Raw genomic sequence first — 20,420 nt, 5'->3', positions numbered from 1 at the left:
GGTCGGTTCAACGCAATTAAAGCCGCAAGTATGTCTGGATTCTACGGCTGGCAGATTCAGACTTTGTGACAATTGATAACGCCAGCGGTGCCGCGAACCGTCTATGCCTGAAGGGGGCACTCTCAAGGACGGGTTATGCGCACAGGATTAGTCGCGCTTGCACTGGGGCTGGTGGCCCCGATTTTTTTACCGGCACTGCCGCCGTTGTGGCTGGTTGCAGCCATGCCGCTGCTGGCGTTGATGGTGTTGCCGTTTCGAACCTACCCGCTGGGTTTTTTCCTGTTCGGGCTGGCCTGGGCCTGCCTGTCGGCGCAGTGGGCGCTGGACGACCGGTTACCCGCTACCCTGGACGGAGAAACCCGCTGGGTCGAAGGGCGCGTCGTCGGTTTGCCGCAACAGGGCGACGGCGTGGTGCGCTTCGGACTGGCCGATGTCCAATCACGTCGTACCCGGTTACCGAAAACGCTGCGCCTCGCCTGGTTTGGTGGCCCGCCCATCAACAGCGGCGAACGCTGGCGATTGGCAGTGAAGCTCAAGCGACCCGCCGGGTTGCTGAACCCGCACGGCTTCGATTATGCCGCCTGGTTGTTGAGCCGGGGTATCGGCGCGACCGGGACGATCAAGCAAGGGCGTCTCCTGCAAGCGGCCCGGGGCGCCTGGCGTGACGAGGTGCGCCAGGCGCTGGCACAGGTCGATGCCTACGGCCGCTCCGGTGCGCTGGCGGCATTGGTCCTGGGTGACGGTGGCGGGCTGAGTCGCGAGGATTGGCAGGTGTTGCAGGACACCGGCACCGTTCATTTGCTGGTAATTTCCGGGCAACACATCGGCCTGCTTGCCGGCCTGGTGTACCTGCTGGTGGCCGGCGCGGCGCGTTATGGCCTTTGGCCGGCGGGGCTCGCGTGGTTGCCTTGGGCCTGTGCGCTGGCCTTTTGCGCCGCCCTGGGCTACGGCTTGCTCGCCGGGTTCGAGGTGCCGGTGCGACGGGCCTGCGCGATGATCGGCCTGGTGTTGTTGTGGCGCTTGCGCTTCAAGCAGCCTGATCCCTGGTGGGCTTGGCTACTGGCCTTCGCCGGGGTGCTGGTGTTCGACCCGCTCGCCAGCCTGCGGCCGGGATTCTGGTTGTCGTTCGCGGCCGTCGCCATCTTGATGTTCACCTTTGGTGCTCGCCTGGGGCCCTGGCGCTGGTGGCAAACCTGGACCCGAGCCCAGTGGCTGGTTGCGCTCGGCCTGTGTCCGCTGCTGTTGATCGTGGGCTTGCCGGTCAGCCTCAGCGGACCGCTGGTGAACTTGATCGCGGTGCCGTGGATCAGCCTGCTGGTCTTGCCGCCGGCGCTGCTCGGCACGGCGTTGTTGCCGGTGCCGCTCATCGGTGAAGGGCTGCTGTGGATCGCCGGCGGTTTACTCGATCTGCTGTTCAGGGGGCTGGCGTTGGTGGCCGGGCGATTGCCCGCCTGGGTGCCGGTTGCGGTCCCGTCCTGGGCCTTGGGTATCGCCGCCCTGGGGGCTTTTTTGCTGCTATTGCCCAAAGGGGTGCCGCTGCGCTTGCTGGGGTGGCCGATGGTCTTGCTGATGGTGTTCCCGCCGCGAGAGAACCTGCCGCCAGGGCACGCCGAGGTCTGGCAACTGGACGTCGGCCAAGGACTGGCGGTGCTGGTACGCACCCGGCATCACACCTTGCTTTACGACGCCGGGCCGCGTTTTGGCGAGGCCGATGTGGGCGAACGTGTCGTGCTGCCGACCTTGCGTAAACTCGGCGTGCATGGCTTGGACCTGATGCTCCTCAGCCATGCAGACGCCGATCATGCCGGCGGCGCCCGCGCCGTGCGCAAGGGACTGCCGACGATGGAAGTGATCAGTGGCGATCCCGACGCGCTGCCTGAGCAATTGCAGGCTGGGCCTTGCGACAGCGGCAGGCGTTGGGAGTGGGATGGCGTCGGGTTCGAGCTGTGGCGGTGGGCCTCTGCCGTCGAAAGCAACCAGAAGTCCTGCGTGCTGCTGGTGGAGGCCGGCGGCGAACGCCTGCTGCTGACCGGCGATATCGACACCCACGCCGAGCGCGCCCTGCTCGACGAAGCCTTGGCGCTGCCGATCCAGTGGCTGGCCGCGCCTCATCACGGCAGCCGCAGCTCGTCGTCGATGGCCTTGCTGTCGCGCCTCAAGCCGCATTCGGTGCTGATCTCCCGAGGGCAGGGCAACGCGTTCGGTCATCCCCATCCCCAAGTGATGGCCCGGTACCGCCGCTCGGGCCTGGCGATTTACGACAGCGCCGAGCAGGGTGCCATTCGTCTGCAACTGGGCGCGTTCGAGTTGCCGCGCACCGAGGCCGGGCACCGACGCTACTGGCGCGATCCGCCCGGCGTCGGGCCACCGCGGCAACATTGATCCAGGGCAATCGGCGGATGCGCTTATCGGCGGAGCGGGTCTGCAAGGCGAGTCTGTGTGATAAAGTGGCGCACTTTTTCGAGGGGGCAGTCACTGTGTGGGAATTGGTCAAATCCGGCGGCTGGATGATGTTGCCGATCATTCTGAGTTCCATCGCGGCACTGGGTATCGTTGCCGAACGCCTGTGGACCCTGCGGGCCAGCCGCGTGACGCCGGAGCATCTGCTCGGGCAGGTCTGGGTCTGGATCAAGGACAAGCAGCTGAACAAGGACAAGCTCAAGGAGCTGCGGGCCAGTTCGCCGCTGGGGGAAGTCCTCGCGGCTGGCCTGGCGAACTCCAAGCATGGTCGCGAGATCATGAAGGAGTGCATCGAGGAGGCCGCCGCCCGGGTCATCCATGAACTGGAGCGCTACATCAATACCCTGGGCACCATCGCCGCCATGTCCCCGCTGCTGGGCCTGCTGGGTACGGTGTTGGGCATGATCGACATCTTCAGCGCATTTACCGGTTCCGGCATGACCACCAACGCCGCAGTACTGGCGGGGGGGATTTCCAAGGCCCTGATCACCACCGCCGCTGGCCTGATGGTCGGTATTCCGGCGGTGTTCTTCCATCGATTCCTGCAACGCCGCGTCGACGAGTTGGTGGTGGGCATGGAGCAGGAAGCCATCAAGCTGGTCGAGGTGGTGCAGGGTGATCGTGACGTGGACCTGGCTGGGGGCAAGAAGTGAAATTCCGCCGCAAGCCCCGGGAAAACATCGAGATCAACCTTGCGTCGCTGATCGACGTGGTGTTCATCCTGCTGCTGTTTTTCGTCGTGACCACCACGTTCACCCGGGAAACCCAGCTCAAGGTTGAATTGCCGGAAGCCGTCAGCGGCTCGCCGGCCGAAGACCAGCAACTCAAGAACCTGGAAGTCACTATCAGCGCCGAAGGGGCGTTTTCGGTGAACAACCAATTGCTGCCCAAGAGCGACCTGGCGAGCCTGATCGAGGCCTTGCAGAAAGAGTCTGGCGGCGACACCAGCCTGCCGCTGTCCATCAGCGCCGACGGCAAGACCCCTCATCAATCGGTGATCACCGCCATGGACGCGGCCGGCAAGCTTGGTTTCAGCCATCTGCGCATGACCACGGTCGAGGCGGCTCCGGCACCCTGATGGCCATGTCCGATCGATTGCTTGCCGCGTGGTATGACGGTCACCCGGCCCTGACCCTGCTGCGCCCACTGGAGTGGTTGTACCGGCGGGTGGTGGTGGGCAAGCGCGAGCGTTTCCTGGCAGGTGAAGGCCTGATCTACCAGCCGCCCGTGCCGTTGGTGGTGGTGGGCAATATCACTGTTGGGGGCACCGGCAAGACGCCGTTGATCCTGTGGCTGATCCAGCACTGCCAGCGCAGTGGCCTGCGGGTCGGGGTGGTCAGCCGGGGCTATGGTGCCAAGCCGCCGCAACTGCCGTGGCGGGTCGCGGCCGAGCAGGGCGCCGATGTCGCGGGGGACGAGCCGCTGTTGATCGTCCAGCGCACGGGCGTGCCGCTGATGATCGACCCCGATCGCAGTCGCGCGGTCCAGGCGCTGCTGGAGAGCGAACCGCTGGACCTGATCCTGTCCGACGATGGCATGCAGCATTATCGATTGGCCCGGGACCTTGAGCTGGTGCTGATCGACAGCGCCCGCGGCCTCGGCAACCGACGTTGCCTGCCCGCCGGGCCATTGCGCGAGCCAGTGGAGCGCCTGCAATCGGTCGACGCCGTGCTGTACAACGGTGCCAGTGCCGACCGCGAAGACGGCTTCGCCTTCCAACTGCGTCCCACCGAACTGGTGAACCTGGCGAGCGGCGAGCGCCGTCCCCTCGACCATTTTCCATCCGGCCAGGCCTTGCACGCCGTGGCCGGCATCGGCAATCCCCAGCGTTTCTTCAAGACCCTCGAAACGCTACACTGGCGGCCCATACCGCACGGGTTTGCCGACCATGCGGAATACAGCGCCCAGGCCTTGAATTTCACGCCATCCCTGCCGGTGGTCATGACGGAAAAAGACGCGGTCAAATGCCGTGCCTTCGCCGCGCCCGACTGGTGGTACCTGGCGGTGGATGCCGTGCCGTCGCCGGCCTTCGCGGCCTGGTTCGATACGCAGTTGATGCGCCTGTTGCCGGATCGGCTCTTGCCTTAACACCTTTTACCCAAGGGAATTCCATGGACACCAAACTGCTCGATATTCTGGCCTGCCCGGTCTGCAAAGGCCCGCTCAAGCTCAGCGCCGACAAGACCGAACTGATCAGCAAGGGCGCCGGCCTGGCTTACCCGATTCGCGACGGCATCCCGGTGATGCTCGAAAGCGAAGCCCGTACCCTGACCACCGACGAGCGCCTGGATAAATGACTACCGCCTTTACCGTTGTCATTCCGTCGCGCTTTGCCTCGACGCGCCTGCCCGGCAAGCCGCTGCTGTCGATTGCCGGCAAGCCGATGATCCAGCATGTCTGGGAACAGGCCTGCAAAAGCAACGCCCAGCGCGTCGTGGTGGCGACTGACGATGCGCGCATCGTCGAGGCCTGCAAGGGCTTTGGCGCCGAGGTCGTACTGACGCGCGAAGACCATAATTCCGGCACCGATCGCCTGGCGGAAGTCGCGGCGAAGCTTGGTCTGGCCGCCGACGCGATCGTCGTCAATGTGCAAGGTGACGAGCCGTTGATCCCGCCGAGCGTGATCGATCAGGTCGCCGCCAACCTCGCGGCCCACACCGAAGCGCGCATGGCCACCCTGGCCGAGCCGATCGAGGATGTGCAGACCTTGTTCAACCCCAACGTGGTCAAGGTGGTCAGCGACCTCAATGGCCTGGCATTGACCTTCAGCCGTGCGACGTTGCCCTGGGCGCGGGATGCCTTCGCCCAAGACCGCGACGTGCTGCCAGAAGGCGTGCCGTACCGCCGTCACATCGGCATTTACGCCTACCGCGCCGGTTTCCTCCAGGACTTCGTCACCTGGGGCCCGTGCTGGCTGGAAAACACTGAAGCGCTGGAACAACTGCGGGCCTTGTGGCATGGCGTGCGGATCCATGTCGCCGATGCGTTGATCGCCCCGCCGACCGGTGTCGACACCGCCGAAGACCTCGAGCGCGTTCGTCGCCTGCTGGAGGCCTGATGCGGGTCCTGTTCGTCTGCCTCGGCAATATCTGCCGCTCGCCCACCGCCGAAGGCATCTTGCGCCACAAGCTGCGCGAGGCCGGGCTGGCCGGGCAGGTGGAAGTCGCTTCCGCCGGCACCGGTGACTGGCATGTCGGCAAGGCCCCGGACAAGCGCAGCCAGGCCGCCGCCCTGCGGCGTGGCTACGACTTGTCGGCCCAGCGCGCGCAACAAGTGACGCGCGCCGACTTTGCCGCCTACGACCTGATCCTGGCGATGGACAGCAGCAACCTGCGCAACCTCCAGGCCCTGCAACCGGCGAAGGGCAGGGCCGAGCTGGATCTGTTCCTGCGGCGCTACGAAGCCGAACTCGACGATGTGCCGGACCCGTACTACGACGGCGAGCAGGGCTTCGAGCAGGTGCTGGACTTGATCGAGCGCGCCACGGATCGCCTGGTGATCGAATTGAAGGGGCGGTTATGACCTTGCAGGTGCGGGCGGGCGTCAGCCTCAAGCCCTTCAACAGTTTTGGCGTGGACGTCAGCGCCCGCTTGTTCGCCGAAGCCCACAGCGACGCCGATGTACGCCAGGCGCTGGACTACGCCAGCGAGCATGTCGTACCGTTGCTGGTGATCGGCGGCGGCAGCAACCTGCTGCTGACCGGCGACATCGACGCCTTGGTGGTGCGCATGGCCAGCCAGGGGATCCGCCTGCTCAGCGATGACGGCGAGCGGGTGGTGGTCGAGGCCGAAGCCGGGGAACCCTGGCATCCCTTCGTCCAGCACACGCTGGCGCAAGGCTGGTCGGGCCTGGAAAACCTCAGCCTGATTCCCGGTACTGTAGGCGCGGCACCGATGCAAAACATCGGCGCCTACGGTGTGGAGATCAAGGATGTCTTCGCTGGCCTCACCGCGCTGGATCGCCAGACCGGCGAATTGCACGAGTTCACCCTCGAAGAATGCCGTTTCGCCTACCGTGACAGCCTGTTCAAGCAACAGGCCGGGCGCTGGTTGATCCTGCGGGTGCGTTTCGCCCTCAGTCGCGCTGCGCACTTGCACTTGGAGTATGGCCCGGTCCGCCAGCGATTGACCGAGCAGGGCATCGATCAGCCGACGCCGACGGATGTGAGCCGGGCCATTTGCAGCATCCGCAGCGAAAAACTCCCCGACCCGGCCGTGCTGGGCAATGCCGGCAGCTTCTTCAAGAACCCGCTGGTGCCGGCCGCGCACGTGACGCATCTCAAGCAGCAATACCCCGACCTGGTGGCTTATCCACAGCCTGGCGGGCAGATGAAAATCGCTGCTGGCTGGCTGATCGAACGGGCCGGCTGGAAGGGTTTTCGCGAGGGCGATGCCGGGGTGCACAAGTTGCAGGCGTTGGTGCTGGTCAACTACGGCAACGCTACCGGCCCGCAATTGTTGGACCTGGCCCTGCGCATCCAGAAAGACATTGCCGAATGTTTCCAGGTCGAGCTGGAAATGGAACCCAATCGGTACTGAGCGGCCTTCTCGCAATCGCCTGAAAAAACGCCCTGCACACCCTGCGCACGATCATTTGTGCAGGATTGTGCAGGGCGTTTTGCTTGATCCTGGGTTAATTTAGCCTCCTGACGATGCGACCATCGCATCCAAAAGGCCCGATGCAGACGCCTGCGTGCGCTTGCATAAGAGAGCCTGATCAGCCTGAGCCAGTCTGCGCGAACCGAACCGCTAACCCAGCGGCAGATTGCTCGACCCCATCATTCGATCACTGTGCGGGCGTGCCCATGATTACCCTGAAACTCAATGGAAAAGACCATCAACTGGATGTGACCGAGGACATGCCGCTGCTGTGGGCTATCCGGGATGTGGCCGGTTACAACGGCACTAAATTCGGCTGCGGCATGGGCCTGTGCGGCGCCTGCACCATCCACATCGACGGTGCCCCGGCGCGCAGCTGCATCACGCCGATCGGCTCGGTGAAAGGGCAGCCCATCAGCACCATCGACGGGCTTCACGCCGATCCGGTCGGGCAAGTCGTCCAGAAGGCCTGGCTCGATACCGCTGTGGCCCAATGTGGTTACTGCCAGGGCGGGCAGATCATGTCCGCCACGGCGCTGCTCAAGACCAACCCCAACCCGAGCGATGAGCAGATCGAGGAAGCCATGGTCGGCAACCTCTGCCGTTGCGGCACCTACAACCGGATCAAGACCGCGATCCGCCAAGCCTCCACTCACCTGAAGGAGGCCAAGGCATGAGCCGCTTGCCCGATGATTTCGTGCTGAGCAACCTCAGCCGTCGTGGTTTCCTCAAGGGCGCGAGCGCCACCGGTGTGCTGGTGCTGGCGGCCACGTGGGGCCTGCCGGATGCCTTTGCCGAAGAGAAGAAATTCGGCGCCGAGGGCATGCCCCATGGCGCGGTCGACGATCCCAAGGTCTATGTGAGCATTGCCGCCGATGGCAGCGTGACCGTGATCTGCAACCGTTCGGAAATGGGCCAGGGCGTGCGCACCAGCCTGAGCATGGTCGTGGCCGATGAGCTGGAGGCCGACTGGGCACTCATCAAGGTCAAGCAGGCGCCGGCCGATGAGGCGCGTTTCGGCAACCAGGATACCGACGGCTCGCGCAGCATGCGTCACTGGTACGAGCCGATGCGCCGTTGCGGGGCCGCCGCCCGGACCATGCTGGAACTGGCCGCCGCTGCGCAGTGGAAGGTGCCAGTAGGCGAATGCCGTGCCCAGCTGCATAAAGTGGTGCACCAGCCTTCGGGGCGCGAACTGGGCTATGGCGAGTTGGCCGCTGCCGCGAGCGCCTTGCCGGTGCCGGCCCGTGACAGCTTGCGTCTCAAACAACCCTCCGAGTTCCGCTATATCGGCAAGGAAGCGAGCCGGGCCATCGATGGCGCGGACATCGTCAACGGTCGCGCAGTCTTCGGGGCTGACGTGCATTTCGAGGGCATGCTCTATGCCGTCATCGCGCGTCCGCCGGTCTATGGCGGCAAGGTCAAGAGCGTGGACAGCAGCGCGGCGTTGAAGGTGCCGGGCGTGGTCCAGGTGGTGTCGATTGAAGGGCGACCGCTGCCCTCGGAGTTCCAGCCGTTGGGCGGTGTGGCGGTGGTGGCGAAGAACACCTGGGCGGCGATCAAGGGTCGCGAGGCCCTGAAGATCCAGTGGGACGACGGTCCGAATGTCGGCTACGACTCCATTGCCTATCGCAAGGAGTTGGAAGCGGCGGCCCTCAAGCCTGGAAAAGTCGTGCGCAGCAGCGGCGACCTCGACGATGCGCTGGCCAAGGCTGATTCGACATGGGAGGCATCGTATTACTTGCCGCACCTGTCGCAATCGCCTATGGAACCGATGGTTGCCGTCGCCCGGTTCAAGGACGGCCAATGCGAGGCCTGGGCACCGAGCCAGGCACCGCAGGTCACTCGTGAACGTGTCGCTGAGCGCCTGGGCATTCCTTTCGAGAAGGTCACGGTGAATATCACCTTGTTGGGCGGCGGTTTCGGACGCAAGTCGAAACCCGATTTTGTCGTCGAAGCGGCGGTGCTCGCCAAGGAATTTCCCGGCCAGGCCGTACGCGTGCAGTGGACCCGTGAGGACGATATCCACCACTCGTATTTCCACACCGTGTCGGCCGAATACCTGAAGGCTGGCTTGAACAAGGACGGCATGCCTTCCGGTTGGCTGCATCGCACCGTGGCCCCGACCATCACCGCATTGTTTGCACCGGGCATGACCCACGAGGCGCCGTTCGAAGTGGGCATGGGCGTGACCAACATGGCCTACGCCATTCCCAACCTGCGCCTGGAAAACCCCGAGGCGGCGGCCCATACCCGGGTGGGCTGGTACCGCTCGGTGTCGAACATTCCCCATGGTTTTGCGATCCAGAGCTTCATTGACGAGTTGGCCCACAAGGCCGGCCAGGATCCGCTGAAGTACCACCTCAAGCTGCTGGGCCCGGACCGCAAGATCGATCCGAATAGCCTCAATGACAGTTGGAACTACGGCGAATCCCCCGAGCGTTATCCGATCGATACGGCGCGGATCCGCACGGTGCTGGAAACCGCTGCGAAGGCGGCCGGTTGGGGGCGCGAGTTGCCCAAGGGCCGAGGGTTGGGGCTGGCGGTGCATTACAGCTTCGTCACCTACGTGGCGGCGGCGATTGAAGTCGAGGTCAAGGATGACGGCACGGTGATCGTGCACAAGGCGGACATCGCCGTGGACTGCGGTCCGCAGATCAACCCCGAACGCATCCGCTCACAGTTCGAAGGCGCATGTGTCATGGGCCTGGGCAATGCGATGGTGGGCGAGATCAGCTTCAAGGACGGCAAGGTGCAGCAGGACAACTTCCATATGTATGAAATCGCGCGCATGTCCCTGGCGCCCAAGGAAGTGGCGGTGCATCTGGTCACGCCGCCGGGCGAGGTGCCGTTGGGCGGTGTCGGCGAGCCGGGCGTGCCGCCGATTGCGCCAGCCTTGTGCAACGCGATCTTCGCCGCCACGGGCAAGCGTATCCGTAACCTGCCTGTGCGCTATCAGCTGCAAGGCTGGCAACAGGCCAAGGCCTGATGGACAGCGTCGATCTGAATGTCTTGCGCAGCGTGCTTGAATGGCGTCGCGCCGGGCAGCGGGTGGTGTTGTTCACCGTGGTCCAGACCTGGGGCACCGCGCCCAGGCCGCCGGGGGCGATGCTGGCCCTGCGTGAAGATGGCGTGGTGATTGGTTCGGTGTCGGGCGGTTGTGTCGAGGATGACCTGATCGCCCGGTTGCACGACGGCCGCATTCCGGCGGACGGTCCGCCGGTGCAACTGATCACCTATGGCGTTACTCGCGAAGAGGCGGCGCGCTTCGGCCTGCCGTGCGGTGGCACCCTGCGCCTGACCGAAGAGCGGGTGGGCGATCCGCATTGGGTCGCCCAGTTGCTGGAGCGTTGCGAGGCCCATGAAATCGTTGCCCGTGAGCTGACCGTCGCCAGCGGCAACGTGGTCTTGACCCCGGCCAGCAAGACCGACGCTTTGATGTTCGATGGGCAGGTGTTGCGGGCCATTTACGGCCCGCGTTGGCGGCTGCTGCTGATCGGGGCCGGACAACTGTCGCGCTACGTGGCGGAAATGGCCCGGCTGCTGGATTTCGAGGTGCTGATCTGCGATCCGCGCAAGGAGTTCGTCTACGGTTGGGAGGAGCAGCATGGGCGCTTCGTCTCCGGCATGCCTGACGAAGCGGTGCTGAGCATCCAGACGGACGAGCGCACGGCCATTGTGGCCCTCACCCATGACCCACGTCTGGACGACATGGCGCTGCTCACGGCGCTGGACTCCAAGGCTTTTTATGTCGGCGCCCTGGGTTCGCGGGTCAACAGCCAGAAGCGCCGGGACAACCTGGCTCAGCTAGGCTTGTCAGCAGAGGCCATTGAACGCTTGCATGGACCGATTGGCTTGCACATCGGCAGTCACACCCCGGCGGAAATCGCCTTGTCGTTGCTGGCGGAAATCGTGGCCATCAAGAATGGCGTGGAGCTGCGGCAGAAAAAGCCGCTGTAAGCCATGGGCAAGGAGGACGTATGGGCGAGTCGATTGGCGTGATCATCCTGGCAGCGGGAGCGGGTAGCCGTTTCCGCCGGATTGCAGGTCCCGACAAGGATAAATTGCTCGCCGATTGCACCGGGCGTGACGGCGCCGTGCGGTCGGTGATCGAGCAGGTGCTGGTGAATCTGCCGGCCTCCCTGGAAAAGCGTGTGTTGGTGACGAGCAAGGACCGGCCACAAGCCATACGCATGGCCCAGGCCTATGGCTGCGATTTCGTGGAGCTGGACTCCCCCGGCCTGGGTGACAGCATCGCCGCGGGTGTCCAGGCCTGCCCTGATCTTGATGGCTGGCTGATAGTGCTGGGCGATATGCCCTTCATCTTGCCGTCGAGCATCGAGCAGGTGGCGGCGGGGATTCATGAGGATGGGATCAGCGTGCCGGTCCTGGCAGGGGAGTACGGGCATCCGGTGGGATTTGGTCGTGGGTTTGGGCCGAAATTGATGGCGTTGACTGGAGATCGTGGCGCCAAGGCATTGTTTGCTGGGGTGCAGGTGGTCGAAGTACCGGTGGACGATCCAGGCGTGACGTGGGATGTCGATGTGCCAGAGGCCCTGACCTTCAAATAACAGGCGACGCAAAACCCTTTGGGAGCAAGCTCGCGATGGCTGAGGGTCAATTTGCAGTGATGGTGGATACCCACAAGGTCTCTGGGAGCAGCACGGTCCTGTGGCGAGGGAGCTTGCTCCCGCTGGGTCGCGCAGCGGCCCCCAGAAAGCGATGAGCGCTGCGCACTGGAGCGCCAGCCCGGTCAAGCGGGAGCAAGCTCCCTCGCCACAAAAGCGTCCCAGCCATCACGGCACAGATTGATCAACAATAAACATTGCGGGAGCGAGCTTGCTCGCGAAAGCGGTTTGGCATTCAACATTGATGCAGGCTGAGCCGACGCTATCGCGAGCAAGCTCGGCTCCCACATTGGATCTCAGTGGATATAAGCCTTGTGCCGGGCCCCGGCCTCCTGTGGGAGCGAGCCTGCTCGCGATAGCGGCCTGGCATTTACCATTGATGCAAGCTGAGCCGGCGCCTTCGCGAGCAGGCTCGCTCCCACATTTTTTCCGAGTTGCTCTCAGGTATCGTGCTCGCCACGAGTCCATTGTGGGAGCGAGCTTGCTCGCGAAAGCGGTTTGGCATTCAACATTGATGCAGGCTGAGACGACGCTATCGCGAGCAAGCTCGCTCCCACATTGGAGCTTCGGCGGATATAAGTCTTGTGTCCGGCCCAGTTCCCCTGTGGATAAGTCTGCAGGCATAAAAAAGCCCCGCCTGGCGTTACCAGGCGGGGCTTTTTACTGGGCGGTGGAATCAGGCGTGAGGTTTAGGCTCGTGCTCTTTTTCCAGGGCTTCAGTGTGACGCGGTGCGATTTCTTCAGCGACGTGCTGAGGTTCGTCGAACGTCGGAGTCGATTCAACCGGGGCCTCTGCGACCGGGGCAGGGGCTGCCTCGGCGACTTCTTCCACGACTGGAGCTGGCTCGGCGGCAGGCGCTTGAGCGGCGGCAGCGGCAGCTTGTTCGGCTTCCTTCTGCAGACGCTCGGCTTCACGCTTGCGACGACGCACTTCACGTGGATCGTTCGGCGCGCGGCCATTCGCGGTCAGGGCACTGGCCGGTGCAGGCTCTTCCAGCGGGGCAGGGGCTTCGGCAACCACGGGCGCTTCGACCACTGGAGCAGGCTCGACCACTTCTGGCTCGACCGCTTTCACGGGCTCTGGTGCCGGCTCAGGCTCGACAACCGGTGCCGGTGCGGCTGGCTCGGCGGTCCAGTTGAACGCCGTCTGCTCTTCGCGGACAGGCTCGGGTGCCTTTTCCTCGGCCGGTGCTTCGACGACCGGTTCGGCAGCCACCACTGGCGTCTCGACGACCGGTGCAGGCTCGGCGGCGACTTCAGCTTCAGCTTCAGGCTGGGCTTCAGACGTCGGTGCGAGTTCCACTTCTGGCGAAGCGGTGGCTTCTACCGGGGTGGTGGCTTCGACCGCAGGCGCTTCAACCGGCGCGCTTTCCACCGCAGCGGTGGCACGTTCGGCTTGTTCGTGCGCCTGGGCTTCGGCCGGAGCGCTGATCGCGCTGCTGGCAACGGCCGCCGTCACGGCCAGGCCGGCGGCCAGGTCCGCAGCGCTTGGCGCTTCGGCGTTTTCGCTGGACTCGGACTCTTCCGAACCTTCGATCACGTTGCCGTTGGCGTCGCGTTGACGCTCACGACGGTTGCTGCGACGACGCTGGCCACGGGAGCGGCGGCGTGGACGATCACCTTCGGCGGTGTCCTGGCCGTCTTCCTGCAACTGCTCTTCGGCGTTCAGCACTTCTTCTTCGCTGGCAGCGGCGGCTGCCTGCTCAGCGCGAGGCTGGCGCTCCTCACGTGGCGGACGCGGCGCGCGTTCTTCACGAGGCGGGCGAGCCGGACGCTCTTCAGCAGTGGCAGCAGCCACGGCCGGGGCTGCATCCAGTGGCTCGCGCAGTTCGCGAACACGCTCTTCACGCTCGCCACGTGGCTTGCGATCTTCACGCGGTGCGCGCGGCTGGCGTTCTTCACGCGGCGGACGCGGTGCGCGTTCTTCGCGGGCTACGGCTGGCGCTTCCTCACGGGCTTCGCGCGGTTGGCGTTCTTCACGCGGCTCACGTGGCGCGCGCTCTTCACGCGGTGCACGTTCTTCGCGAGGCTTGCGCTCTTCGTCGCGACGACCGTTGCGGTTGCGGGTTTGCTGGCGACCGTTGCGGCGTTCTTCGTTGCGGGCCGGACGCTCGGTAGCGGCAGGCTTGGCGACGGCGGCCGGGGCAGCAGGCTCTTCCTTGGTTGCAAACAGGCTGACCAGCGACTTCACCAGGCCTTTGAACAGGCTGGGCTCCGGGGCTGCGGCCGGGGCGGCAACCGGGGCAACCACTTCGGTCGGAACCGGAGCGTTGGCGCGGGCCGGTGCGGTCTTGACCGCGGCTTCCTGGCGAACCAGGGTGCGAGTGGCGGCGGCCGGCTGGACTTCTTCCACTTCGGCAGCGGCAGCAGCGATTTCATAGCTGGACTGGTTGGTGTGGGCTTCCGGGCTGTCATCGCGCAGGCGCTGCACTTCGAAGTGCGGCGTCTCGAGGTGATCGTTCGGCAGGATGACGATACGGGCGCGGGTGCGCAGTTCGATCTTGGTGATCGAGTTGCGTTTTTCGTTGAGCAGGAACGCGGCCACCGGGATCGGCACTTGGGCGCGAACTTCGGCGGTGCGGTCTTTCAGGGCTTCTTCTTCGATCAGGCGCAGGATCGCCAGGGACAGCGACTCGACGTCGCGGATGATGCCGGTGCCGTTGCAACGCGGGCAAACGATGCCGCTGCTTTCGCCCAAGGATGGACGCAGGCGCTGACGGGACATTTCCAGCAGGCCGAAGCGCGAGATACGACCGACCTGTACGCGGGCGCGGTCGGCTTCCAGGCATTCACGGACCTTTTCTTCCACGGCGCGCTGGTTCTTGGCCGGGGTCATGTCGATGAAGTCGATGACAATCAGGCCGCCAATGTCGCGCAGGCGCAACTGACGGGCGATTTCCTCGGCCGCTTCAAGGTTGGTCTGCAGGGCGGTTTCTTCGATGTCGCTGCCTTTGGTGGCGCGCGCCGAGTTGATGTCGATGGACACCAGGGCTTCGGTCGGGTCGATGACGATGGAGCCGCCGGACGGCAGTTCGACGACGCGCTGGAAGGCGGTCTCGATCTGGCTTTCGATCTGGAAACGGTTGAACAGCGGAACGCTGTCTTCGTAGAGCTTGATCTTGCTGGCGTACTGCGGCATCACCTGGCGAATGAAGGTCAGGGCTTCGTCCTGGGCTTCGACGCTGTCGATCAGCACTTCGCCGATGTCCTGGCGCAGGTAATCGCGGATGGCACGGATGATCACGTTGCTTTCCTGGTAGATCAGGAACGGCGCGGAGCGATCCAGCGAGGCTTCTTTGATGGCGGTCCACAGTTGCAGCAGGTAATCGAGGTCCCACTGCATTTCTTCGCTGCTGCGACCCAGGCCTGCAGTGCGCACGATCAGGCCCATGTCGGCCGGTGCGACCAAGCCATTGAGGGCTTCACGCAGTTCGTTGCGCTCTTCGCCTTCGATGCGACGGGAGATGCCGCCGGCACGCGGGTTGTTCGGCATCAGGACCAGGTAACGGCCGGCCAGGCTGATGAAGGTGGTCAGGGCGGCGCCCTTGTTGCCACGTTCTTCTTTTTCGACCTGGACGATGACTTCCTGGCCTTCGCTCAGGACGTCCTTGATGTTGACGCGGCCTTCAGGGGCCTTCTTGAAGTATTCGCGGGAGATTTCTTTGAGGGGCAGGAAGCCGTGGCGCTCGGAGCCGAAATCGACAAAGGCAGCCTCAAGGCTTGGTTCGATGCGAGTAATCCGGCCTTTATAGATGTTGGCCTTCTTCTGCTCGCGTGCACCGGATTCGATATCCAGGTCGTAGAGGCGCTGGCCGTCTACCAGTGCAACACGCAACTCTTCGGGTTGAGTTGCGTTAATCAGCATTCTTTTCATGTAGTACCGTCGGTTTCCGGGCTGCCGGAAACGGCGTTCGGCACACACGACTTCTCACGGTCGGTGTCAGGTGCGTCCTGGAGGTGGCAAGGCCATTCCAGTGTCCAGCGAGTTCGGCCCAATGATGGCGAAGTCGCGACGGACGCGTCCTGCTTGCTGGTACTCAAGCACTCAGTCAGGAGGAGGAATCAACCGGCGTCTGTGGACGAGATGAAGCGTCTAAATATAAGCCTAGTGCTACACAGTCCGACGGTTGTACGTCTCCACCCTACACGTATCCCTGATAATTCGGGTGCTGCCGCGCGCAGAATCCGCAGCGGGTTGGCATTTACCGTGAGCTCCGGAAGGGGAGGTCACGCATCATGGCTAATTTAGGCGTTGTTTCCGAAGCTCTCGCTCGGGGTCGTTCGCAGCTGACTGCACTTTGTGAACTGGCCGTGAATGTGGCGCGCAAAGCGAGTCAAAACTCTGCTTTGCGGCGTATCTCAGGCCTCATGTCACCTGCGCTCGTTACACCTGAAAACTCTACCGTTACGTAGCGAAAGCCCCGTAGGACGGCCTCTCGTCCTCGTGAATTGCGTTGGTCAGGGCCGGTTTTTGACCGCTGGTCCACTGTCCAGCCACTTTTGGCGGCGTTCGCGACTATAGCAGCAATGATTAAGTGCTTCAATTCCATAAAAAATTGTTATGATCGCCGCCATGACAACTACTGCCCCTTCGACCCCTGGCGTTCAACTGCTCGAGGTCTCGCCGGAATATGCCGGCCAACGAATCGATAATTTCCTGCTGGCCCGGCTCAAAGGCGTGCCCAAGACCTTGATCTACCGCATTTTGCGCAAAGGCGAAGTGCGAGTGAACAAAGGTCGGATCAAGCCTGAATACAAGCTCCAGGCCGGCGACATCGTGCGCGTGCCCCCGGTTCGCGTGCCCGAACGCGATGAGCCGGTGCCCCTGGCCCAGGGATTGTTGCAACGCCTTGAAGCCTCGATCGTCTATGAAGACAAGGCCCTGATCGTAATCAACAAGCCCGCGGGCATTGCGGTCCACGGCGGCAGCGGCCTGAATTTCGGCGTGATCGAAGCCTTTCGTCAGTTGCGTCCGGACGCCAAGGAACTGGAACTGGTCCATCGCCTCGACCGCGACACCTCCGGCCTGCTGATGATTGCCAAGAAACGCAGCATGTTGCGCCACCTGCACGAGCAGTTGCGCGGCGATGGTGTCGACAAGCGCTACATGGCGCTGGTGCGTGGGCGCTGGGAGACCTCCATCAAGCAGGTCCGTGCGCCGCTGCTCAAGAGCAACCTGCGTTCCGGCGAGCGCATGGTGGAAGTCAACGAGGAGGGCAAGGAGGCGCTGACGGTGTTCAAGGTATTGCGCCGTTTCGACGACTTCGCCACCTTGGTCGAGGCCAAGCCGGTGACTGGGCGTACGCACCAGATCCGCGTCCATACCCTGCACGCCGGCCACTGCATTGCCGGTGACAGCAAATATGGCGACGACGATTTCACCAAGGAAATCCGCGACCTGGGCGGCAAGCGCCTGTTTCTCCATGCCTATATGCTCACCGTGCCGCTGCCCGATGGTGGCGAGCTGAAGTTGCAGGCCCCGGTGGATGACATGTGGGCCAAGACCGTGGAGCGGTTGAGTGCATCCTGACTACAAATTGCTGATCTTCGATTGGGACGGCACTCTGGCGAACTCTGTTGGTCGGATTGTCGAAGCGATGCATGTCGCATCGGATCGTTCCGGTTTGGCCCGGTGCGACGATTTTGCAGTGAAGGGCATCATCGGCCTGGGATTGCCGGAAGCGATTCGCAGCTTGTATCCGGATATCGATGACGATGCGCTGGTGGTTTTTCGCCAGCACTATGCCGATCACTACATTGCGCTGGAGGCTGAGCCTTCGCCGTTGTTCGAGGGCGTGGTTCATACCCTTGAAACCTTGAAAGGCGAGGGTTATCGCTTGGCGGTCGCGACCGGCAAGGCTCGTCGGGGGCTGGATCGGGTATTGAAGGCCCATGGTTGGGATGATTATTTCGATATCACTCGTGCCGCCGATGAGACGGCCAGCAAACCGCATCCGTTGATGCTCGAGCAGATACTGGCCCATTGTGGGGTGGAGCCTGCGCAGGCGTTGATGGTGGGGGATTCCTCGTTCGACCTGCAGATGGCGCGTAACGCCGGCATGGGTTCGGTGGCTGTCAGCTATGGTGCGCAGTCCATCGAGGCGCTCAAGGCGTTCGAGCCGCGACTGGCGATCGACCATTTTCCTGAATTGCACGCCTGGCTGAGCCGGCGCGCTGATTAAGTCTGTTGAGGATGCATGTATGACCGATGAATGGAAGGCACCGGCCAAAGCGAGCGCTGACAACGGTGACGAAAAAAGCTGGAAGCTGTTGGAAAAGACCCTGCTGGCCGGGGTGGAAGAGCAGCGTCGTGCGCGCCGGTGGGGGATCTTCTTCAAGTGCCTGGTCTTTATCTATCTGTTTTTCGGCTTGGCGATGATCTACCAGGCGGTTGACGGGAAAACGAGTCCGGGAGGCGGTGCAGCCTATACGGCGGTCATCGATATCGAAGGCATGATCGCCGACAAGGAAGCGGCCAGCGCGGACAACATCATCGGTAGCCTGCGAGCTGCGTTCGAAGACTCGAAAGTCAAAGGGGTGGTGCTGCGCATCAATAGCCCGGGCGGCAGTCCGGTACAGGCCGGCTACGTCTATGACGAAATCGTTCGTTTGCGTGCCGCGCACCCGGACATCAAGCTCTACGCGGTGATTGCCGATCTCGGCGCCTCCGGTGCCTATTACATCGCCAGTGCGGCGGACCAGATCTACGCCGACAAGGCCAGCCTGGTGGGTTCCATTGGCGTAACGGCGGCCGGTTATGGCTTCGTCGAGACGCTGGGCAAGCTTGGGGTGGAGCGTCGGGTCTATACCGCGGGCGAGCACAAATCCTTCCTTGATCCGTTCCAGCCGCAAAAACCTGAGGAAACGGCGTTCTGGCAGGGTGTGCTCGACACCACCCATAAACAGTTCATCGCCAGCGTCAAGAAAGGGCGGGGCGAGCGTCTGAAAGACAAAGAGCATCCAGAGTTGTTCTCCGGGCTGGTCTGGTCGGGCGAGCAGGCGTTGCCGCTGGGCTTGATCGATGGCCTGGGCAGCGCCAGTTCCGTGGCTCGGGATGTGATTGGTGAGAAAGAGTTGGTGGATTTCACCGTCGAAGAGTCACCGATCGACCGCTTCTCGAAGAAGCTGGGTGCCAGTGTCGCCCAGCATCTGGCGATGTGGATGGGGTTCCAGGGGCCTACGCTGCGCTAGGCGTCTCGCGATATAGTGGGTGCAAGTTCCCCTGTGGCGAGGGAGCTTGCTCCCGTTGGGCTGCGAAGCGGCCCCAGATTTTGCGGTCGCTGCGCAACCGAACGGGAGCAAGCTCCCTCGCCACGGATTTTAGCGCTAGGGAACCTGCACGCCCTCGGCCAGCAACATATCCACAAGACGAATCAACGGCAGCCCGATCAGGCTGGTGGCGTCTGGCCCTTCGGTGCTCTGGAACAGGCTTACGCCAAGCCCCTCGGCCTTGAAGCTGCCGGCGCAGTCGTAGGGTTGTTCAGTGCGCAGGTAGCGTTCGACGCGCCCAGGATCCAGGGTGCGCATGTTGACGGTAAACGGAACGCAATCGACCTGGCAGGCGCCGGTCTGGCTGTTGAGCAGTGCGAGGCCGGTCAGGAACGTGACCCTGGTGCCGCTGGCGGCCAGCAGTTGCTCGCGAGCATTGTCGAAGATGTGGGGTTTGCCCAGGATGCGCTCGCCGAGCACGGCGACCTGGTCTGAACCGATGATCAGGTGTGCCGGATGGCTGTCGGCCAGCGCCAGGGCTTTTTCCCGGGCCAGGCGCTTGACCAGCTCGACGGCGGGCTCGCCGGGGCGATGGCTTTCGTCGATATCGGGTGAGCTGCAGACGAACGGCAGTCCCAGGCGGGCAAGCAATTCCCGGCGATAGACCGAGCTCGAGGCAAGTAATAAAGGCAGCATGGACGTCTCCAGGAGGCAGGGGTGAATTCTAGCGAGGCACGCAAGTGACGGACAGGGCTGAATTTCCTTTGACATGGCTGGGGGCATCCCTATAATGCTGCGCCTATGTTGAATGACCCGATTCCACCTCACGTTGACCCGCGCAAATTGGCTGACCGTGGCACCACCCTTCAAGGTGAACTGCTGCTGGCCGATTTGAAGAGACTCTGCGACCCGCTTTCCGACGATGTCGGTACGGTCCAGGCCAAATTCGTTTTTGAACGAGATGAACGTAAATCTGTGGTTATCCACAGCTTTATCGACACCGAAGTCAAAATGGTTTGCCAGCGTTGTCTTGAGCTGGTCACCCTGCCGATCCACAGCGAATGCAGTTACGCCGTGGTGAAGGAGGGTGCGAATACCCAGTCGTTGCCGAAAGGTTATGACGTGCTGGAACTGGGCGAAGATCCATTGGATCTGCAGTCACTGATCGAGGAGGAGCTTCTGCTCGCCTTGCCCATTGTGCCTGCTCATCATCCGGAAGAATGCCAGCAGCCGGCGGGAGCAGATGAGCCCGAACCGAGCGAGGACGAGGTAACGCGGTCCAACCCGTTCAGTGTATTGGCGCAGTTAAAGCGTGACCCAAACGTTTAGGAGTTAATCAATTATGGCTGTTCAGCAGAACAAAAAATCCCGCTCTGCCCGTGACATGCGCCGTTCGCACGACGCTCTCGAGGCTAGCACCCTGTCCGTAGAAAAGACCACCGGTGAAGTTCACCTGCGTCACCACGTATCGCCAGAAGGCGTATACCGTGGCCGTAAAGTGATCGACAAGGGCGCCGACGAGTAA

19 protein-coding genes are annotated in these 20,420 nt (G+C 63.2%); 17 read left to right on the top strand and 2 right to left on the bottom strand.

Translation table 11 applies throughout. The features are described 5' to 3' along the window. Positions 1-135: 135 nt before the first annotated feature. The 12 genes from ACIPQ1_RS20725 to ACIPQ1_RS20670 all read left to right on the top strand — a co-directional run bounded on the left by ACIPQ1_RS20725 (position 136) and on the right by ACIPQ1_RS20670 (position 11,629). Positions 136-2,382: a DNA internalization-related competence protein ComEC/Rec2 gene (locus ACIPQ1_RS20725; protein WP_411385294.1), complete on the top strand. Its 2,247-nt coding sequence runs from the start codon at positions 136-138 to the stop codon at positions 2,380-2,382. 95 nt (positions 2,383-2,477) lie between these two features. Beyond that, the gene (locus ACIPQ1_RS20720) at positions 2,478-3,113 is read left to right on the top strand and encodes a MotA/TolQ/ExbB proton channel family protein (protein WP_024616893.1); all 636 of its coding nucleotides are present in this window, start codon (positions 2,478-2,480) and stop codon (positions 3,111-3,113) included. Continuing rightward, a complete protein-coding gene (locus ACIPQ1_RS20715; protein WP_250962532.1) occupies positions 3,110-3,538 on the top strand; it encodes an ExbD/TolR family protein in 429 nt (142 codons plus the stop codon). The genes ACIPQ1_RS20720 and ACIPQ1_RS20715 overlap by 4 nt, the downstream gene beginning before the upstream one ends. Next, positions 3,538-4,548, top strand: a complete 1,011-nt coding sequence (gene lpxK, locus ACIPQ1_RS20710; protein WP_411385293.1) for a tetraacyldisaccharide 4'-kinase — start codon at positions 3,538-3,540, stop codon at positions 4,546-4,548. The genes ACIPQ1_RS20715 and lpxK overlap by 1 nt, the downstream gene beginning before the upstream one ends. Positions 4,549-4,571: 23 nt before the next feature. Next, entirely contained in the window at positions 4,572-4,757 is a 186-nt protein-coding gene (locus tag ACIPQ1_RS20705; protein ID WP_003179363.1) for a Trm112 family protein, read from the top strand. Then, a complete protein-coding gene (gene kdsB / locus ACIPQ1_RS20700; protein WP_186707182.1) occupies positions 4,754-5,518 on the top strand; it encodes a 3-deoxy-manno-octulosonate cytidylyltransferase in 765 nt (254 codons plus the stop codon). Before ACIPQ1_RS20705 ends, kdsB begins: the two co-directional genes overlap by 4 nt. Further along, on the top strand, positions 5,518-5,982 hold the full coding sequence (locus ACIPQ1_RS20695) for a low molecular weight protein-tyrosine-phosphatase (protein WP_186707183.1): 465 nt from the start codon (positions 5,518-5,520) through the stop codon (positions 5,980-5,982). Before kdsB ends, ACIPQ1_RS20695 begins: the two co-directional genes overlap by 1 nt. Continuing rightward, complete coding sequence (murB, locus tag ACIPQ1_RS20690) at positions 5,979-6,998, top strand: UDP-N-acetylmuramate dehydrogenase (protein ID WP_411385292.1); 1,020 nt, start codon at positions 5,979-5,981, stop codon at positions 6,996-6,998. The genes ACIPQ1_RS20695 and murB overlap by 4 nt, the downstream gene beginning before the upstream one ends. A 266-nt stretch (positions 6,999-7,264) precedes the next feature. Beyond that, complete coding sequence (locus tag ACIPQ1_RS20685; RefSeq protein WP_250962537.1) at positions 7,265-7,735, top strand: (2Fe-2S)-binding protein; 471 nt, start codon at positions 7,265-7,267, stop codon at positions 7,733-7,735. Beyond that, entirely contained in the window at positions 7,732-10,047 is a 2,316-nt protein-coding gene (locus ACIPQ1_RS20680) for a molybdopterin cofactor-binding domain-containing protein (RefSeq protein ID WP_446534715.1), read from the top strand. Before ACIPQ1_RS20685 ends, ACIPQ1_RS20680 begins: the two co-directional genes overlap by 4 nt. Next, on the top strand, positions 10,047-11,018 hold the full coding sequence (locus ACIPQ1_RS20675) for an XdhC family protein (protein WP_411385290.1): 972 nt from the start codon (positions 10,047-10,049) through the stop codon (positions 11,016-11,018). The genes ACIPQ1_RS20680 and ACIPQ1_RS20675 overlap by 1 nt, the downstream gene beginning before the upstream one ends. A gap of 20 nt (positions 11,019-11,038) precedes the next feature. Continuing rightward, positions 11,039-11,629: a nucleotidyltransferase family protein gene (locus tag ACIPQ1_RS20670; RefSeq protein WP_446534714.1), complete on the top strand. Its 591-nt coding sequence runs from the start codon at positions 11,039-11,041 to the stop codon at positions 11,627-11,629. A gap of 733 nt (positions 11,630-12,362) precedes the next feature. Here ACIPQ1_RS20670 and rne read toward each other — a convergent pair. Next, on the bottom strand, positions 12,363-15,560 hold the full coding sequence (gene rne, locus ACIPQ1_RS20665; RefSeq protein ID WP_446534713.1) for a ribonuclease E: 3,198 nt from the start codon (positions 15,558-15,560) through the stop codon (positions 12,363-12,365). Between the two features lie 699 nt (positions 15,561-16,259). Between rne and rluC the strand changes: the two genes are divergently transcribed. The 3 genes from rluC to ACIPQ1_RS20650 are packed head-to-tail and all read left to right on the top strand — an operon-like array spanning position 16,260 to position 18,877. Then, complete coding sequence (gene rluC / locus ACIPQ1_RS20660; RefSeq protein ID WP_060743156.1) at positions 16,260-17,216, top strand: 23S rRNA pseudouridine(955/2504/2580) synthase RluC; 957 nt, start codon at positions 16,260-16,262, stop codon at positions 17,214-17,216. Further along, positions 17,206-17,868, top strand: coding sequence for an HAD-IA family hydrolase (locus ACIPQ1_RS20655; RefSeq protein ID WP_186707189.1), 663 nt, complete (start codon positions 17,206-17,208; stop codon positions 17,866-17,868). Before rluC ends, ACIPQ1_RS20655 begins: the two co-directional genes overlap by 11 nt. A 19-nt stretch (positions 17,869-17,887) precedes the next feature. Next, positions 17,888-18,877 carry a S49 family peptidase gene (locus tag ACIPQ1_RS20650; protein WP_250962543.1) on the top strand — a complete coding sequence of 330 codons (990 nt, stop codon included), beginning with the start codon at positions 17,888-17,890 and terminating at the stop codon, positions 18,875-18,877. Between the two features lie 135 nt (positions 18,878-19,012). On the opposite strand, the gene ACIPQ1_RS20645 is transcribed toward ACIPQ1_RS20650, so the two are convergent. Next, positions 19,013-19,591, bottom strand: a complete 579-nt coding sequence (locus tag ACIPQ1_RS20645) for a Maf family protein (RefSeq protein ID WP_446534712.1) — start codon at positions 19,589-19,591, stop codon at positions 19,013-19,015. 105 nt (positions 19,592-19,696) lie between these two features. Between ACIPQ1_RS20645 and ACIPQ1_RS20640 the strand changes: the two genes are divergently transcribed. Together ACIPQ1_RS20640 and rpmF are read left to right on the top strand one after the other, a co-directional pair. Further along, positions 19,697-20,224 (top strand): YceD family protein, encoded by a 528-nt coding sequence (locus ACIPQ1_RS20640; protein WP_003204262.1) that lies wholly within the window; start codon positions 19,697-19,699, stop codon positions 20,222-20,224. Between the two features lie 13 nt (positions 20,225-20,237). Then, positions 20,238-20,420 carry a 50S ribosomal protein L32 gene (gene rpmF, locus ACIPQ1_RS20635; RefSeq protein WP_003179396.1) on the top strand — a complete coding sequence of 61 codons (183 nt, stop codon included), beginning with the start codon at positions 20,238-20,240 and terminating at the stop codon, positions 20,418-20,420.

The sequence above is a fragment of the Pseudomonas sp. LARHCG127 genome (assembly GCF_052871455.1).
Note: the sequence above shows the minus strand (reverse complement) of the source record. Positions and strands in the feature narration are given on the sequence as shown.

Excerpts from the sequence above, each read along its gene's own strand:
- ACIPQ1_RS20725 (WP_411385294.1), top strand. The coding sequence starts at position 136 with ATGCGCACAGGATTAGTCGCGCTTGCACTGGGGCTGGTGGCCCCGATT.
- lpxK (WP_411385293.1), top strand. The coding sequence starts at position 3,538 with ATGGCCATGTCCGATCGATTGCTTGCCGCGTGGTATGACGGTCACCCG.
- ACIPQ1_RS20705 (WP_003179363.1), top strand. The coding sequence starts at position 4,572 with ATGGACACCAAACTGCTCGATATTCTGGCCTGCCCGGTCTGCAAAGGC.
- kdsB (WP_186707182.1), top strand. The coding sequence starts at position 4,754 with ATGACTACCGCCTTTACCGTTGTCATTCCGTCGCGCTTTGCCTCGACG.
- ACIPQ1_RS20695 (WP_186707183.1), top strand. The coding sequence starts at position 5,518 with ATGCGGGTCCTGTTCGTCTGCCTCGGCAATATCTGCCGCTCGCCCACC.
- murB (WP_411385292.1), top strand. The coding sequence starts at position 5,979 with ATGACCTTGCAGGTGCGGGCGGGCGTCAGCCTCAAGCCCTTCAACAGT.
- ACIPQ1_RS20685 (WP_250962537.1), top strand. The coding sequence starts at position 7,265 with ATGATTACCCTGAAACTCAATGGAAAAGACCATCAACTGGATGTGACC.
- ACIPQ1_RS20680 (WP_446534715.1), top strand. The coding sequence starts at position 7,732 with ATGAGCCGCTTGCCCGATGATTTCGTGCTGAGCAACCTCAGCCGTCGT.
- ACIPQ1_RS20675 (WP_411385290.1), top strand. The coding sequence starts at position 10,047 with ATGGACAGCGTCGATCTGAATGTCTTGCGCAGCGTGCTTGAATGGCGT.
- ACIPQ1_RS20670 (WP_446534714.1), top strand. The coding sequence starts at position 11,039 with ATGGGCGAGTCGATTGGCGTGATCATCCTGGCAGCGGGAGCGGGTAGC.
- rne (WP_446534713.1), bottom strand. The coding sequence starts at position 15,560 with ATGAAAAGAATGCTGATTAACGCAACTCAACCCGAAGAGTTGCGTGTT.
- rluC (WP_060743156.1), top strand. The coding sequence starts at position 16,260 with ATGACAACTACTGCCCCTTCGACCCCTGGCGTTCAACTGCTCGAGGTC.
- ACIPQ1_RS20650 (WP_250962543.1), top strand. The coding sequence starts at position 17,888 with ATGACCGATGAATGGAAGGCACCGGCCAAAGCGAGCGCTGACAACGGT.
- ACIPQ1_RS20645 (WP_446534712.1), bottom strand. The coding sequence starts at position 19,591 with ATGCTGCCTTTATTACTTGCCTCGAGCTCGGTCTATCGCCGGGAATTG.
- ACIPQ1_RS20640 (WP_003204262.1), top strand. The coding sequence starts at position 19,697 with ATGTTGAATGACCCGATTCCACCTCACGTTGACCCGCGCAAATTGGCT.
- rpmF (WP_003179396.1), top strand. The coding sequence starts at position 20,238 with ATGGCTGTTCAGCAGAACAAAAAATCCCGCTCTGCCCGTGACATGCGC.